Origin of the sequence: Nonomuraea montanisoli, assembly GCF_013363975.1 — a bacterium.
Lineage (GTDB): Bacteria > Actinomycetota > Actinomycetes > Streptosporangiales > Streptosporangiaceae > Nonomuraea > Nonomuraea montanisoli.
Window position 1 is genome coordinate 21,866 of the sequence record NZ_JABWGN010000032.1, and the last position, 14,913, is coordinate 36,778.

General features: G+C 70.9%; 17 protein-coding genes and 1 riboswitch. Of the genes, 12 read left to right on the forward strand and 5 right to left on the reverse strand.

Annotation, left to right across the window (positions count from 1 at the left end; genetic code table 11):
• Nucleotides 1-193: 193 nt before the first annotated feature.
• Genes HTZ77_RS44370 through HTZ77_RS44385 form a run of 4 tightly spaced genes read left to right on the forward strand, consistent with a single transcriptional unit; the run spans nucleotide 194 to nucleotide 4,153 of the window.
• Nucleotides 194-1,138, forward strand: a complete 945-nt coding sequence (locus tag HTZ77_RS44370; protein ID WP_175595820.1) for an ABC transporter permease — start codon at nucleotides 194-196, stop codon at nucleotides 1,136-1,138.
• Nucleotides 1,131-2,102: an ABC transporter permease gene (locus HTZ77_RS44375; protein WP_175595821.1), complete on the forward strand. Its 972-nt coding sequence runs from the start codon at nucleotides 1,131-1,133 to the stop codon at nucleotides 2,100-2,102. Before HTZ77_RS44370 ends, HTZ77_RS44375 begins: the two co-directional genes overlap by 8 nt.
• Nucleotides 2,103-2,115: 13 nt before the next feature.
• A complete protein-coding gene (locus tag HTZ77_RS44380; RefSeq protein ID WP_175595822.1) occupies nucleotides 2,116-3,153 on the forward strand; it encodes an ABC transporter ATP-binding protein in 1,038 nt (345 codons plus the stop codon).
• Nucleotides 3,137-4,153 (forward strand): ABC transporter ATP-binding protein, encoded by a 1,017-nt coding sequence (locus tag HTZ77_RS44385; RefSeq protein WP_175595823.1) that lies wholly within the window; start codon nucleotides 3,137-3,139, stop codon nucleotides 4,151-4,153. The genes HTZ77_RS44380 and HTZ77_RS44385 overlap by 17 nt, the downstream gene beginning before the upstream one ends.
• A gap of 85 nt (nucleotides 4,154-4,238) precedes the next feature.
• Here HTZ77_RS44385 and HTZ77_RS44390 read toward each other — a convergent pair whose 3' ends face one another.
• The 4 genes from HTZ77_RS44390 to HTZ77_RS44405 all read right to left on the reverse strand — a co-directional run bounded on the left by HTZ77_RS44390 (nucleotide 4,239) and on the right by HTZ77_RS44405 (nucleotide 8,251).
• Nucleotides 4,239-5,423 carry a lipid-transfer protein gene (locus HTZ77_RS44390; RefSeq protein WP_175595824.1) on the reverse strand — a complete coding sequence of 395 codons (1,185 nt, stop codon included), beginning with the start codon at nucleotides 5,421-5,423 and terminating at the stop codon, nucleotides 4,239-4,241.
• On the reverse strand, nucleotides 5,420-5,824 hold the full coding sequence (locus HTZ77_RS44395; protein ID WP_175595825.1) for a Zn-ribbon domain-containing OB-fold protein: 405 nt from the start codon (nucleotides 5,822-5,824) through the stop codon (nucleotides 5,420-5,422). The genes HTZ77_RS44390 and HTZ77_RS44395 overlap by 4 nt, the downstream gene beginning before the upstream one ends.
• An 84-nt stretch (nucleotides 5,825-5,908) precedes the next feature.
• Nucleotides 5,909-7,306, reverse strand: coding sequence for a S8 family serine peptidase (locus HTZ77_RS44400; protein ID WP_205304729.1), 1,398 nt, complete (start codon nucleotides 7,304-7,306; stop codon nucleotides 5,909-5,911).
• A gap of 129 nt (nucleotides 7,307-7,435) precedes the next feature.
• A complete protein-coding gene (locus HTZ77_RS44405; RefSeq protein WP_175595826.1) occupies nucleotides 7,436-8,251 on the reverse strand; it encodes an SAM hydrolase/SAM-dependent halogenase family protein in 816 nt (271 codons plus the stop codon).
• Nucleotides 8,252-8,368: 117 nt separating this feature from the next.
• Between HTZ77_RS44405 and HTZ77_RS44410 the strand changes: the two genes are divergently transcribed.
• Genes HTZ77_RS44410 through HTZ77_RS44420 form a run of 3 tightly spaced genes read left to right on the forward strand, consistent with a single transcriptional unit; the run spans nucleotide 8,369 to nucleotide 10,114 of the window.
• Nucleotides 8,369-8,695, forward strand: a complete 327-nt coding sequence (locus HTZ77_RS44410; protein ID WP_175595827.1) for a DUF3263 domain-containing protein — start codon at nucleotides 8,369-8,371, stop codon at nucleotides 8,693-8,695.
• Between the two features lie 40 nt (nucleotides 8,696-8,735).
• Nucleotides 8,736-9,503, forward strand: coding sequence for a trehalose-phosphatase (gene otsB / locus HTZ77_RS44415; RefSeq protein ID WP_175595828.1), 768 nt, complete (start codon nucleotides 8,736-8,738; stop codon nucleotides 9,501-9,503).
• A 38-nt stretch (nucleotides 9,504-9,541) separates the two neighbouring features.
• The gene (locus HTZ77_RS44420; RefSeq protein ID WP_175595829.1) at nucleotides 9,542-10,114 is read left to right on the forward strand and encodes a hypothetical protein; all 573 of its coding nucleotides are present in this window, start codon (nucleotides 9,542-9,544) and stop codon (nucleotides 10,112-10,114) included.
• Between the two features lie 8 nt (nucleotides 10,115-10,122).
• On the opposite strand, the gene HTZ77_RS44425 is transcribed toward HTZ77_RS44420, so the two are convergent.
• Nucleotides 10,123-11,553, reverse strand: a complete 1,431-nt coding sequence (locus tag HTZ77_RS44425) for an alpha,alpha-trehalose-phosphate synthase (UDP-forming) (protein WP_175595830.1) — start codon at nucleotides 11,551-11,553, stop codon at nucleotides 10,123-10,125.
• A 31-nt stretch (nucleotides 11,554-11,584) separates the two neighbouring features.
• Here HTZ77_RS44425 and HTZ77_RS44430 point away from each other — a divergent pair, with 31 nt between their 5' ends.
• The 5 genes from HTZ77_RS44430 to HTZ77_RS44450 form a co-directional block, all read left to right on the forward strand.
• Nucleotides 11,585-12,139, forward strand: coding sequence for an RNA polymerase sigma factor (locus HTZ77_RS44430; protein WP_101789290.1), 555 nt, complete (start codon nucleotides 11,585-11,587; stop codon nucleotides 12,137-12,139).
• A gap of 79 nt (nucleotides 12,140-12,218) precedes the next feature.
• Nucleotides 12,219-12,360, forward strand: a riboswitch (SAM riboswitch).
• A 13-nt stretch (nucleotides 12,361-12,373) separates the two neighbouring features.
• Entirely contained in the window at nucleotides 12,374-13,606 is a 1,233-nt protein-coding gene (gene thrC, locus HTZ77_RS44435) for a threonine synthase (RefSeq protein WP_175595831.1), read from the forward strand.
• A 45-nt stretch (nucleotides 13,607-13,651) separates the two neighbouring features.
• Entirely contained in the window at nucleotides 13,652-13,927 is a 276-nt protein-coding gene (locus HTZ77_RS44440; protein ID WP_175595832.1) for a MoaD/ThiS family protein, read from the forward strand.
• 285 nt (nucleotides 13,928-14,212) lie between these two features.
• Complete coding sequence (locus HTZ77_RS44445) at nucleotides 14,213-14,413, forward strand: cold-shock protein (protein ID WP_068927743.1); 201 nt, start codon at nucleotides 14,213-14,215, stop codon at nucleotides 14,411-14,413.
• 308 nt (nucleotides 14,414-14,721) lie between these two features.
• Nucleotides 14,722-14,913, forward strand: a 192-nt coding sequence (locus tag HTZ77_RS44450; protein ID WP_281387925.1) for a TCP-1/cpn60 chaperonin family protein, incomplete at its 3' end; no start/stop codon positions are given.

The window sequence follows — 14,913 nt, forward strand, 5'->3', positions numbered from 1 at the left end:
CCCTGGCCAACACCTACAATCCACACCCCCCCACCCGGGTGGGGGGGGCCGCCGCCCCCCCGGCTTGCGGCTGGGCCCGGGGGGGGGGCCCCCCCGGCCCCCCCGCCCCTCGAGAGCGCCAGGAAGGCAGTCGCTTGGGCCGTTCCACCCCATGGATCCAGGCACTGCCTTCTGGCATGTACGGGAGGCTTGAATGGGCCGTTACATCATCAGGCGTCTGATCCAGGCAGTGCCAGTCCTGCTCGGCGCCACCCTCTTCATCTTCGCCATCGTCTTCGCGCTTCCTGGTGACCCCATCGCGGCGCTGGCCGGTGAGAAGAGGCAGGACCCCAACATCGTCGCGATCATCCGCGACCAGTACCACCTCAACGATCCGCTGCTGCTCCAGTACTGGTACTACATCAGCGGCATCATCTTCCGCGGAGACTTCGGCAAGACCTTCGCCGGCGTCCCGGTGACCCAGCTCCTCGCGGGCAAGCTCCAGGTCACGCTGAACCTCGCGTTGGTCGCGCTGGTCCTGGAGGCCATCATCGGCGTCGTCCTCGGCCTCTGGGCGGCGCTGCGCCGCGGCCGGGCGACCGACACGGCCATCCTCGCCTCGACCCTGCTGCTGATCTCGATCCCCACGCTGGTCAGCGGCTTCGTGCTGCAGCTCTGGCTGGGCGTCTGGCTCAAGCAGGTGACCGGTACGGAGATCTTCCCCATCGCGGGCGCCACGCAGGGCATCAAGTCGTACCTGCTGCCCGGGTTCGTGCTGGCGGGCGTGTCGATCGCGTACCTGACCCGGCTCACGAGGACGAGCCTGGTGGAGACGCTGAGATCCGACTACATCCGCACGGCGACCGCCAAGGGCCTGTCCCGCCGGCGGGTCATCGGCCGGCACGGCCTGCGCAACGCGCTGATCCCCCTGGTGACCTACCTGGGCGCCGACCTCGGCAACCTCATGGGCGGCGCGGTGATCACCGAGACGATCTTCAACCTGCCGGGGATCGGCAACCAGCTCTACCAAGGCGTCTACCTACGAGAACAACCCATCGTCGTAGGAATCGTGACCATCCTGGTGTTGGTCTACATCGTGGCCAACCTGGCTGTCGACCTGATGTACGCAGTGCTCGACCCGAGGATCCGCTATGAGTGACACTCCGCAGGCAGGGCCCGCGGGCCCCGACACCCAGACTCTGACCCCGGAGACGGCCCCCAGCGCTCCTCCTTCCCGCGGCAGGCGCCGCAAGAAGGAGGGAAAGCCGGCGAGCCTGTGGACCGACGCCTGGCACGACCTGCGCCGCAGGCCGATGTTCATCTTCTCGCTGGTCCTCATCGCGATCCTGCTGATCATGTCGTTCTGGCCGTCGCTGTTCACGTCGATCAACCCGCTGGACGCGCGCACGTGTGACCTCGCCAGCGCCCGCCAGGGCCCCAGCGCCGGTCACCTCTTCGGGCGCGACAACCTCGGCTGCGACGTGTACGCCCGGACCATCTTCGGCGCCAGCAACTCGATCCTCATCGGTGTGAGCACCACGATCATCACCGCGGTCGTCGGCGGCCTGCTCGGCCTCATCGCCGGCACCCGCGGCGGCGTCACCGACACGGTCAGCTCCCGCATCACCGAGGTCTTCTTCGCGATCCCGCAGATCCTGGGCGCGCTGCTCATCACGGCGACGTTCCGGGACAAGGGGCTCGGCATCTGGATCGTGGTGATCGCGCTGTCGGTGCTGGCGTGGCCGATGACGTTCCGCATCATGCGGGCCGCCGTCATCACGGCCAGGAGCCAGGACTTCGTCATCGCGGCGCGGGCGCTCGGCGCGAGCCAGAGCCGGATCATGTTCGGCCACCTGCTGCCGAACGCGATCGCCCCGGTGATCGTCGTGTCCACCATCAACCTGGGCGGGTTCATCGCGGCCGAGGCCGCGCTGTCGTTCCTCGGGGTCGGCGTGCAGTCGCCGGACATCTCGTGGGGCCTGATGATCGCCGACGCCCGGAGCCGGTTCCTGGAGGCGCCGCTGCCGCTGGTGTTCCCCGCCGTGTTCCTGAGCATCACCGTGCTGGCGTTCATCATGATGGGCGACGCCGTCCGCGACGCGCTCGACCCGAAGCTCAGGTAGAAGGGGGGATCAGATGAGTAAGACATCGCTGCGGACGTCGCCCGCCGAGGGAGGGCTGGGTGACGAGCCGTTGCTGGCGGTGGAGGACCTGCACGTGGAGTTCGCCACTCGGGCGGGCGTCGTGCGGGCCGTGAACGGCGTGAGCTACTCGCTCAACCCGGGTGAGACCCTCGCGGTCCTGGGCGAGTCGGGCTCCGGCAAGTCCGTGACCGCGCAGGCGATCATGGGCATCCTGGACATGCCGCCCGCGCGCATTCCCAAGGGGGAGATCCGCTTCCGCGGGACCGACCTGCTGAAGCTGTCGGACGAGGCGCGCACGCAGGTCCGCGGCCAGCGCATCGCCATGATCTTCCAGGACGCGCTGTCGGCGCTCAACCCGGTGTTCACCGTGGGCTGGCAGATCAGCGAGATGTTCCGCGTCCACCGCGGCATGTCCAAGCGTGACGCGATGGCCAAGGCCGTCGAGCTGATGGACCGGGTCCGCATCCCGGCCGCCAAGCAGCGCGTGCACGACTTCCCGCACCAGTTCTCCGGAGGCATGCGCCAGCGCATCATGATCGCCATGTCGATCGCGCTGGACCCGGAGGTGCTGATCGCGGACGAGCCGACGACCGCGCTCGACGTGACGGTCCAGGCCCAGATCATGGAGCTGCTCGCCGAGCTGCAGCGCGAGAGCAACATGGGCCTGATCCTCATCACGCACGACCTCGGCGTCGTCGCCGACGTCGCGGACAAGATCGCGGTCATGTACGCGGGACGGATCGTCGAGAACGCCCCGGTGTACGACATCTACCGGGCGCCCGCCCACCCGTACACGAAGGGCCTGCTGGAGTCGATCCCCCGGGTCGACCTCAAGGGCCAGGAGCTGTACGCGATCAAGGGTCTGCCGCCCAACCTGCTCGACATGCCCACCGGCTGCGCCTTCCACCCGCGGTGCCCGTACCGCCAGGACAACTGCGTGACCGACGCACCCCCGCTCTACGGGATCAGCGGTGCGCGCAACAGCGCCTGCCACTACTGGAGGGAGGTCCTCGATGGCGACCCAAGGTGAGCGCATCCTGGAGGTGCGCGACCTGGTCAAGCACTTCCCGCTGACCCAGGGCATCATGTTCAAGAAGCAGATCGGCGCCATCAAGGCCGTGGACGGCGTCTCCTTCGAGCTGAACAAGGGCGAGACGCTGGGCATCGTCGGCGAGTCCGGCTGCGGCAAGTCGACGCTGGCCAAGGTGCTGATGGCGCTGGAGCGGCCGACGTCCGGCTCGGTGGTGATCAACGGGCGCGACATGGCCAAGGCCAAGGGCGCCGAGCTCAAGCGGATGCGCCGCAACATCCAGATGGTGATGCAGGACCCCTACACCTCGCTGAACCCCCGGATGACCGTCGGCGACATCGTGGGCGAGCCGTTCGAGATCCACACCGAGGCCGCGCCCAAGGGCGACCGGCGGCGCAAGGTGCAGGAGCTGCTGGAGGTCGTGGGCCTCAACCCCGACCACATCAACCGCTACCCCCACCAGTTCTCCGGCGGTCAGCGCCAGCGCATCGGCATCGCCCGCGGTCTGGCGCTCCAGCCTGAGATCATCGTCTGCGACGAGCCGGTGTCCGCGCTCGACGTGTCGATCCAGGCGCAGGTCATCAACCTGCTGGAGCGGCTGCAGAACGAGTTCGGCCTGGCGTACATCTTCATCGCCCACGACCTGTCGGTGGTGCGCCACATCTCCGACCGGGTCGCGGTGATGTACCTGGGCAAGATGGTGGAGCTGGGCAAGGACCTGGAGATCTACGACCGGCCGGCCCACCCGTACACCCAGGCGCTGCTGTCGGCCGTCCCCGTCCCCGACCCCGAGGGCCGCGAGGGCCGGGAGCGGATCATCCTGCAGGGCGACCCGCCCTCGCCGGCCAACCCGCCGTCGGGCTGCCGCTTCCGCACCCGCTGCTGGAAGGCCCAGGAGATCTGCGCCACGGAGGAGCCGCTGCTGCAGATCCGTCCGGGCACGGCGCACCTCAGCGCCTGCCACTTCGCGGAGACGCACGACGTGGTCCACGCCGGCTGACGCCGCCGTCACCTCCCGAGGGCCCCGCGCGATCCGCTCGCGCGGGGCCCTCGGCGTTCGTCCGCACACGGGACGGCGTCGCGGGTCAGCGGGTGGCGATGACCGCCGAGCCGTGGCCGAACAGCCCCTGGTTGGCCGCCAGGCCCACCCTGGCGCCCGCCACCTGCCGGTCGCCCGCCCGGCCGCGCAGCTGCCAGGTCAGCTCGCACACCTGGGCGATCGCCTGGGCGGGGATCGCCTCGCCGAACGAGGCCAGCCCTCCCGAGGGGTTGACCGGGAGCCGGCCGCCGAGCGCGGTGTCGCCGGTGCGCAGCAGCTTGTCCGCCTCGCCGGGCGGGCAGAGGCCGACGTCCTCCATCCAGTCGAGCTCCAGCGCCGTGGACAGGTCGTACACCTCGGCGAACGACACGTCCTCCGGGCCCAGCCCCGCCTCCTCGTACGCGGCGTGCGCGATCGCCGCGCGGAACGGCCGGGCGGGCGGCGGCACGGCGGCGGCGGAATCCGTGGCGAACTCCGGGAGCTCCAGCACGGTGTTGGGGAAGGCGGGCGTCACCGTGGAGATCGCGGCCAGCCGCACCGGCTCCGTGACGCCGCGCCGCCGGGCGTAGTCCTCGGAAGCGAGCACGACCGCGGCCCCGCCGTCGGAGGTGGCGCAGATGTCCATGAGGCGCAGCGGGTCGGCCACCATGGGCGAGGCCAGCACCTCCTCGGCCGTGACCGGCTTGCGGTAGCGGGCCAGCGGGTTCAGCGCGCCGGCGCGGGCGTTCTTGACCTTGACGGCCGCGAAGTCCTCGGGCGTGGAGCCGTGCAGGGCCATCCGGCGGCGCGCGTACAGCCCGAAGTAGGCCGGGTTGGTCGCGCCGAGCAGGCGGAAGCGCAGCCAGTCGGGATCGTCGGGGCGGTCGCCGCCGACCGGCTTGAAGAAGCCCTTCGGGGTGGAGTCGGCGCCCACGACCAGCGCCACGTCGCAGAGCCCGGCGAGGATCCGGGTCCGCGCGATGTCCATGGCCTGGGCTCCGGAGGCGCAGGCGGCGTAGCAGGACGCGATCCGGGCGCCCGACCAGCCGAGCGCCCTGGCGTAGGTCGCGCCGGACACGAAACCCGGGTAGCCGTTCCTGATCGTGTCGGCCCCGACCAGGAACCCGACCTCGGGCCAGCTCACGTCCGCGTCGCGCAGGGCCTCCCGGGCCGCCGCCAGGCCGTACTCGGTGAACGGGCGGCCCCACTTGCCCCACGGGTGCATCCCCGCGCCCAGCGCCACCACGCTCACGACGCCGGCCCCCACATCCACACGAGCGGCCCGTCGGCGAGCGGGCCGCAGGTCAGCTCCAGCTCCATCCCGACCTCCAGGTCCGCGACCGTGAGGTCCTTGACCTGGCCGAGCACCACGATGCCCTCACGCTCCAGCTCCACCGCCGCCAGCGTGACGGGTGTGTACGGCTCGGCGGCCACGTACGGGGCGGGCGGGGGGTAGCAGGAGGCGGTGTAGGACCAGACGCGGCCCCGACGGGACAGCCGGGTCACCTCCAGGTGCTCGCCGTCGCAGCCGGGGTTGGGGCAGAAGCCGGTGCGCGGCGGGAACGTCACCGTGCCGCAGGCGGCGCAGCGGGCGCCCAGGAGATGGGTGACGCCGTCCTCGGCCGTGAACCAGCCGTCGATCGCCAGGGTCATGCCAGGAGTATTACACAAGCGCTTGCTAGGGATAAGATGCGGCGGGGTGCGAGGTCGGGGCGGGCGGGGTCAGGAGGTGCCGGGTCAGGGGGAGCGGCGGCGGGTCAGCACGTGGGTGCCCATCGCGAGGCAGAGCGCGAGCAGGCCGAGCAGCGTCGGCAGCCGGGAGTCGGGCGTGCCGCCGTCCGCCCGTGCCGGCCTCCCCGGTGGGGCCGGAGGGGCCGCGCCCGCCCTGGCCCCCGCCATCCGGCCCGCCTCCCGCAGCGCGAGCAGCGCGTCGGCCACGCCGTGACCGTACGAGGGGTCGCGGTCGTCCGCGCCGGAGGCGGACCATGGACGCCGGGCGGGAGGCGAGGCCGTGCCGCGCTCGATGGCGGCGCGCACCTGACGCGGCGGCAGGCCGGGATAGGCCGACCTGACCAGGGCCGCGATGCCCGCCACCATGGCCGCCGCCGCGCTCGTGCCGTCGCCCACCACGTAGGAGCGGTCGCCGTCGGCGGTGAGGATGCCCGTACCGGGGGCCACCACCGAGAGGTAGTCCTGGCGGTTGGAGAACGCGGCCACCTTGAGCCGCCGGTCCACCGCGCCGACCGCGATGACGCCGGGATAGGCGGCGGGGTAGTTCTTGCGGTTCGTGGTCTCGCCGTCGTTGCCGGAGGAGGCCACGAGGACGGCGCCGCGGCTCAGCGCGTACCGGACCGCCTCCTTCTCGGCCGGGGAGCCGTTCCAGGCGCCGCTGCCGCCGCCCAGGGACATGCTGATGACGTCAGCGCCGTGGTCGGCGGCGTAGCGGATGCCGCGGGCCAGCGCGTCGGGGCGGCCCGCCGAGGGACGGGCGCGCAGCGGGTCGTCGTTCTCCAGCGTGACGCGGACCGACAGGATGCGGGCCCCGGGGGCGACGCCGATCACCCCCAGGCGCGCGGTCCCCCGGGCGGCGTGGGGCACCCGGGCCGGCGCGCCGAGCGCGGCGGCGCGGCCCGCGGCCTCGGAAGGAGGCGCCGTGGCGGGAGACGCCACGGCGGGAGGCGCGGAGGTGAGGATCGGTCCGGTGGGCGGCGCGGCGGCGGCCGGGGGGTTGCGCGGACGTGGTGGGGCGGCGGCGTCGGTGTGGCCGTGGCCGGCGATGAGGCTGGCCATGGCGGTGCCGTGGTGACCCCACCGGCCGGGCCGTCTGCCCGCGCCGGTCAGGTCGGGGCCGGCGACCACGGAGCCCGCCAGGTCGGGGTGGTCGCCGTTCACCCCGGTGTCGAGGACGGCGACCAGCACGCCCTCGCCCCTGGTGATCCGCCACGCCTCGGGCAGGCGCAGCGCCGGGAGCTGCCATTGGGCGGCGCTCGGCGCGCCCGCGGCGGCGGCGCGGGTGTCGGCGCCCGCGCTCGGCGAGGGGCCGGACAGCGGCGAGGCGGCCAGGCACAATCCGAAGGCGGTGACGAGGGTGACGGTGAGGGAGCGGACGTACGGCATGGGGCGGAAGAGGCGCATGGCGACCTCCGGGGCAGAAGGGGGATGCCCGTTGCCGGAGATTGTGACACGAGTCGCCTACCGCTGATCAGACCCTTCAGTAAACAGCCCGATACATCGCGTAATTAGGCTTAAGCGGCTTTCGTAGCGCTAAGACTTGGATATAGACGGAGAAATCCGGACATGGGCGCCGGGGGGTAGCCCCAGCCGCTGCGCCGCGTCCCCCGAGTTCACCGCGATCGCGATCAGCCCCGCCGAGTCCGCGAAGGCCACCAGCTCGCCCGGCGGCACCGCCGCGTACGTCTCCCGGTACGGCAACGTGAGCTGCCGCCGCCCCAGCCACACCCCCAGCGTGTCGCCGACCCGCGCCCCCAGCGCCTCCAGATGGCTCGCCGTGATCGAGAGCTGCGTGTTGCCGTAGCGGTCCACCGAGACGACCTCGCCCTCGACCGCCCCCTCGCGCACCACCGACGTCGGCTCCGGCAGCGACACGAGCCGCGTGATCGGCCGTTCGGGCCCCAGGTCGTCCGGCTTGAGTCCCCTGACCAGCCGTCCCGCCACGGCCGAGTAGATGTCGCGGCCGTGGAAGGTGGGCGAGACGGGTCTCAGGAAGTACTCCTCGTTGCTGATCTCGTACGCCGCCTCCGCCCCTCCGCTGGCGTGGACCGCCCAGGACAGCAGCCCGTTGTCCGGCCCGATGAACACCCGGCCGCCCGCCTCGATCGCGACGGCCCGCCGGGCATGTCCCGTGCCGGGATCGACCGCGCCGATGTGCACGCCCTTGGGTAGGTAGGGGATGGTCTGGGCGAGAATCGCGGCACCGCGCCGTACGTCGCCCGACGGGATGGCGTGGCACACGTCGATCACCCTGGCCTCGGGAGCGATGCCGGCGATCACTCCGTGGCAGGCCGCCACGTAGCCGTCCTCAAGCCCGTAGTCCGTGAGAAGTGTGATGACTGAGGTCACACTTCGTGACTGTACGTCTCGCCATCCGCCATGAACAGCCGGAGTGCGCACATTACGATGGCGTCGGGCCGCATGCGCGTGTCGTGATCGTCGCGCGCAGCCTTTCGAGGAGGAACCATGGACACTGCACCGGCCGGCGGTGACAGTGCACCCCGACAACCGGAGCACGAGCAGCAACCCCTCACCCCACCCGCAGAGCTGACCCCACGTGAACGCGATCTCCTCGCCTTCGAGCGCCAGTGGTGGCGCCACGCGGGCGCCAAGGAGCAGGCCATCAAGGAGACCTTCGGGTTCTCCGCCACCCGCTACTACCAGCTCCTGGGCGAGCTCATCGACAAGCCGGCCGCCCTGGAGCAGGATCCGATGCTGGTGAAGCGGCTGCGCAGGCTGCGCGCCGGCCGCCAGCGCGACCGCGCCGCGAGGCGCCTGGGCATGCGCCCCTGACCGGCTGGGTAGGGCCAGCCGCGTGAGCAACATCCCTGGAATGGAAGCCATCCTGAAGGACCCCGCAGGCGCCGTGATCGGGCTCGACTTCGACGGGACCCTGTCGCCGATCGTGTCCGATCCCGCCGCGGCCCTGATCCACCCCGAGGCGCCCGGCGTGCTGGCCGAGCTGGGCCGGCACGTGCGTGCGGTGGCCATCGTCACCGGGCGCCCGCCCGCCACCGCCCTGGAGCTCGGTCCCGGCCTGGCCGAGGTGCCGGGTCTGGTGATCCTCGGCCACTACGGCTTCGAGCGGTGGGAGAACGGCGCGATCTCCGGCCCGCCGCCCCCCGCGGGCGTGCCCCGGGCGGAGGCCGAGCTGCCGCTGCTGATCGACTCGCTCGGCCTGAAGGGCGTGACCATCGAGGACAAGGGCCGCGCGGTGGCCGTCCACACACGCCGCGCCGACGACCCCGAGGGCGCGCTCGCCGTGCTGCGCGAGCCGCTGGACGAGTTGGCCGCCCGGCACAACCTCGTGGTGGAGCCCGGGCGGTTCGTGCTGGAGCTGAGGCCGCCGGGCATGGACAAGGGCCACGCGCTCGGGCTGTTCCTCGCCGAGCGGGACGCGATGTCGGTCATGTTCGTCGGCGACGACCTGGGCGACCTGGCCGCCTTCGAGGCCGTACGCGCCTCCGGGCTGCCCGGTGTGACCGTGTGCAGCGGCTCCACCGAGGTGACGGCCCTGGCCGAGCGGGCCGACATCGTGGTGGACGGGCCCGACGGGGTGGTGGCGCTCCTCCGTGAACTTGTGTCGGCTTTTAGTCGTTAGTGACTGTTTTGCAAGTGCGCGCCCCTAGGGTCGGCCGCATGTTCACGCGATACCTCGCCGCCGCGACCGTGGCCGCGGCCACCCTCCTCGCCGTCTCCTCGCCCGCGAACGCTGCGCCGGCGCAGCAGCTCAAGCTGCGCAACGGCCTGACGCTCTACATCCCGATCGAGTGGCGGGTGTACGGCATGGGCACGGACGCGGTGCAGGTGGTGACCGGCAAGTGTCGCAAGCCGCAGGGGTGGGGCTCGTCCGAGTGCGACGCGTTCTACGTCTTCGGCCCGTCGTACATCAAGCGGGGCGCCGAGGGGTTCGGCGCGTACACCGGCAAGCGCCCGTTCTACACGGCGAGCGACGTGCAGCCCTGCCCGGCCAACCACAGGTGGGGCGAGATCGTCGGCACCGGGGTGAAGCGTGGGCTGCGCCAGGTCGGGCCGGGGCACAAGGCCGCCTACAACGAGTGGGCGTCGAAGTGCGTCAGCTATGCCAACGGCGCCACGAAGTCCCGCTTCACCCAGCGCGAGTGGTACCTGCCGAAGAGCAGGATCCTCGTCGTCGACCAGTGGAACACGCCGGGGCTGGCCGACACGCTGAAGCACGCGGACTGGCTCTGAGGACGTCCTCAGTGACCGGCGAGGGCGTCGAGCTGGGCCGTGAGCCACCGCTGCGGCGGCAGGGCGGTGGCTGCCGCGCGCAGCCGGTCGCCGCGCGCGCGGCGCTCGTCCGCCGGCATGACGAGCGCCTCGTGCAGTGCGGCCGCCGTGCCGCTGATGTCGTACGGGTTGACCAGGAGCGCGTGCTCGCCCAGCTCGGCCGCCGCCCCGGCCTCGCGCGACAGCACCAGGGCGGCGCCCGGCGACAGGATCGGGCCCTCCTTGGCCACCAGGTTCATGCCGTCGCGGATCGGGTTGACCAACAGCACGTCGGCCATCCGGTAGGCGGCCAGCGAGCGCGGGTAGTCGTCGTGGACGTTGAGGATCAGCGGGTCCCAGTCCTCGGTGGCGTACTCGTCCTCGATCTCCTGGGCGCAGCGCTGCACCGTGGCGGTGTACTCGCGGTACTCGGGCAGGTCGTGCCGGCTCGGGTAGGCGAAGGCGAGGTGGACGACCTTCCCGTGCCACTCGGGGTGCTCGGCCAGGAACTCGCGGTAGGCTTGCAGGCCGCGCACGATGTTCTTGGACAGCTCGGTGCGGTCGATGCGGACGATCAGGGCGCGGTCGCCGACCTGCTCGCGCAGGGCGGTCATGTGCGACTCGACGTCGGGCTCGGCCGCCCGATCGCACAGCGCGCCGCCGTCGACGCCGAGCGGGTGGACGCCGACGCGGGTCGTGCGCCCCTCGTGGGTCACGGTGCGGGCGTCGCGGTCCACCCGCGCGCCGAGCAGCGCCCGGCAGCAGTCCATGAACGCCTCGGCCCAGCGCGCGGTGAGGAACCCGGCGTGGTCGGCGCCCAGGATGCCTTCGAGCACCTCGCGGGCCACCTCGTCGGGCAGCAGCGAGAAGTACTCGGGCGGCGCCCAGGGCGTGTGGCTGAAATGGGCGACGCGAAGGTCGGGCCGCTCGGCGCGGAGCATGGCGGGGGTGAGGGTCAGGTGGTAGTCCTGCACCATGACGCGCGCCTCGTGGTGGGCCTCCTCGGCCAGCGCCAGCGCGAACGCGCCGTTGTAGTCGCGGTACGACTCCCACTCGCGGCGGAAGCGGGAGCCGAAGCTCGGGGCGTTGGGGGTGTCGTAGAGCAGGTGGTTGACGAACCAGAGCGTCGAGTTGGCCACCGCGTTGTAGGCGCGGTGGAACGTGGCGGCCGGGATGTCGAGCATCCGCAGGGCGCCCGTGTCGTAGCCCGCGTGGTCGAGCCGGCCCCCGGGGGCCTGCCGGGCCGCGCTGCGGTCGCCGTCGGACAGGGCCGCGCACACCCACAGCACGTTGTGGTCCTTGGTGACCGCGGACAGTCCGGAGACCAGCCCGCCGCCACCGCGCTTCATGGTCAGCTCGCCGTCGTCGTCGACGGTGAACGAGACCGGGCCTCTGTTGGAGGCAACCAGCACGCTGTTCATTTAACCTCCCTCCGATCATAGGATCCCAGCTATGGCGCTTGATGAGCTAACCGAGGAACTTGCCCGTTCCGCCGCAGCCGGAGATCATCGCGCGCTCGGCGAGCTCCTGAGGCGGATCGAGCCCGACGTGATGCGGCACTGTGCCCGCATTCTCCCGTACCGCCAGGACGCCGAGGAGGCGTCCCAGGACACCCTGCTCGCGGTGGCCCGCAACATCGGCCGCTTCGAGGGGCGGGCGCGGTTCAGCACGTGGCTGCACATCGTGACGGCCAACTGCGCGCGCACCACGTACCGGTCGCTGAAGCGGCGGGCCGCCGAGCAGAGCTCCGACGAGCTGCCGGTGCAGAAGCCCGACGTGCGGCGGGTCAGTGTCATCGCGGGGTCGCGGCTGGACCTGCTCGACGCCATGGAGGCGCTGGAGGCCGACAAGCCCGACCTCGCCCAGGCGCTGGTGCTGCGCGACATCGTCCAGCTCGACTACAACGAGGTGGCCGAGCAGCTCGGCATCCCGCTCGGCACCGCCAAGTCGCGCATCCACCAGGCGCGCAAGTACGTGCAGGCGGCGCTCGGTGACGACTATCGGTGAGACCACTCGTCTCATGCTATGAGACGGCTGGACGGTGACGCCACGTCGGCGGGTACAGTCTGAGGCGACAACTGAATATTGCTCATCCAGAGGGGTGGAGGGACCGGCCCTGCGAAGCCCCGGCAACCCTCCCGGCTTGAGACTCGCGACAGGGCGAGGCCGACCGGGACAAGGTGCCAATTCCGGTCTGCGGTCAAGGTGGCCGCGGGCGAAGATGAGGGAAGGCCTCGCTTCATGTCGCTTGACTTCGGTCCTGCCACGGCTCTGTCCTGCCGCGAGTGCGGCACCCGCTACGACCTCGGTCCGAGCTTCGCGTGCCTGGAGTGTTTCGGGCCGCTCGAGGCGGCCTACTCCTTCGGCGACGTCCGCCGCGAGGACATCGAGGCGGGTCCCAGCAACATCTGGCGCTACCGCTCGCTGCTCCCCGTCCCCGCCGACGTCGCCACCAAGCCGAACATGAACCCCGGCTGGACCAAGCTCGTCAAGGCGGGCAACCTCGGGCGCGCCCTCGGCCTCAAGTCCCTCCACGTCAAGGACGACTCGGGCAACCCCACCCACTCCTTCAAGGACCGGGTCGTCGCCATCGCGGTCGAGGCGGCGCGCAACTTCGGCTTCCACACGCTGTCCTGCTCCTCCACGGGCAACCTCGCGGGCGCGGTGACGGCCGCCGCGGCCCGGGCCGGGCTCGACGCCTGCGTGTTCATCCCCGCCGACCTGGAGCAGGCCAAGATCGCCATGGCCCGGGTCTTCGGCGGCAAGCTCATCGGCATCGACGGCACCTACGACGAGGTCAACCGGTTCTGCTCCGAGCTCATCGGCGACCCGCTGGGTGACAAGTGGGGCTTCGTGAACGTCAACCTCCGGCCGTACTACGCCGAGGGCTCCAAGACGCTCGCGTACGAGATCGCCGAGCAGCTCGGCTGGCGGCTCCCCGAGCAGATCGTCATCCCGATCGCCTCCGGGTCCCAGCTCACCAAGATCGACAAGGGCTTCAAGGAGCTGATCGCCCTGGGGCTGGTCGAGGACCGGCCGTACAAGGTGTTCGGCGCCCAGGCGCAGGGCTGCTCGCCCGTGTCGGCCGCCTACAAGGCCGGCCACGACGTGGTCCAGCCGGTCCGGCCCGACACCATCGCCAAGTCGCTGGCCATCGGCAACCCCGCCGACGGCCCCTACGTGCTCGACATCGCCCGCCGCACCGGCGGCGCGGTGGAGGACGTCACCGACGCCGAGATCGTGGAGGCGATCAGGCTGCTCGCCTCCACCGAGGGCATCTTCGCCGAGACGGCGGGCGGCGTCACGGTCGGCGTGCTGAAGAAGCTCACCGAGAACGGCGTGCTCGACCCCGAGGCGGAGACCGTGGTGCTCAACACCGGCGACGGTCTCAAGACGCTCGACGCCGTCTCCGGTGACGCGCAGCCCACGGCCGTCATCAAGCCCTCTCTCGACGCGTTCCGCGCGGCCGTCTGAGCGCCCGGCACGGCTGCTCGTACAACCAGGAAAGGCGACTAAATCATGAGTGTTTCGGTGCGGATTCCCACCATCCTGCGCACGTACACCGGCGGAAACGCGGAAGTGAGTGGCGAGGGCGCGACTCTTCGTGACGTCCTCGCAAAGCTCGACTCCGACTACCCGGGGATCGGCGCGCGAATTTTGGATGAATCGGGCAAGATTCGTCGTTTCGTCAACGTTTACGTGGGAGAAGAGGACGTCCGTTTCGCGGAAGGCTTGGACACTCCCGCGCCCGAGGGGGTCCAGATCTCCATCATCCCCGCGGTAGCCGGCGGCTGACGCCCAGGTCCGCTCCAGGGAAGGCGCCCCTCGTGGGCGCCTTCTGCTTTTCCGGGATATTCAAGGTTGAACCATCTATGCCCCGCGCGGATAGGAACTGCTTCCCTCGCACTGCTTCCCATGCGCTGGGATGAATTGCGTAGTTTGTGCTTTGACTCTGTTGCCAAACGCCGTGCCACAGGTATGGTCGAGGCGATCGTGCGGCTGTTTTGCCATAAGCCGTGGCGATTGCGGGTCTCGCGGACGAATGGGCGGGATCCGCGAGCCCAGTAAGAGGAGTCGGAAGTGGCGCAGGGCACCGTCAAGTGGTTCAACGCGGACAAGGGCTACGGCTTCATCGCGGTAGACGGTGGTAAGGATGTATTCGTCCATTACTCGGCCATCATGATGGACGGCTATCGCTCCCTCGAACAAGGTCAGCGGGTCGAGTTCGAGATCACTCAGGGACAGAAGGGCCCCCAGGCGGAGTCCGTCCGCGCGGTCTGAGCAGGTCTCCGGCGTAACCACGGCAGGCCGCGCGGCAGCGCAGTCCGTACGGCCTGCCCCTCGCACCCCCATCGATGACGCGGCGGGTCCTTCGGGGCCCGCCGTACGGCTGACCTGGGCACCCACGGTGTTCGCTTGCACTCGACCGGGTAGAGTGCTAAACAGTTCGTTGGCACTCTCTGTTCGTGAGTGCCAGCACCTGGGATCGGGACGATGGGGTCCGCCATACGGAGACGCGGACCCTCATGCCGTCGCGGGCGTCGGCTCGATCCGCCGCAAGCCACCCTGCATCTGGGAGGTCCAGCCTTATGGCAGCCAAGATGATCGCGTTTGACGAGGACGCCCGGCGCGGTCTCGAGCGCGGTATGAACCAGCTCGCCGACGCCGTCAAGGTGACCCTCGGCCCCAAGGGCCGCAACGTCGTGCTGGAGAAGAAGTGGGGCGCCCCCACGATCACCAACGACGGTGTCTCCATCGCCAAGGAGATCGAGCTCGAGGAC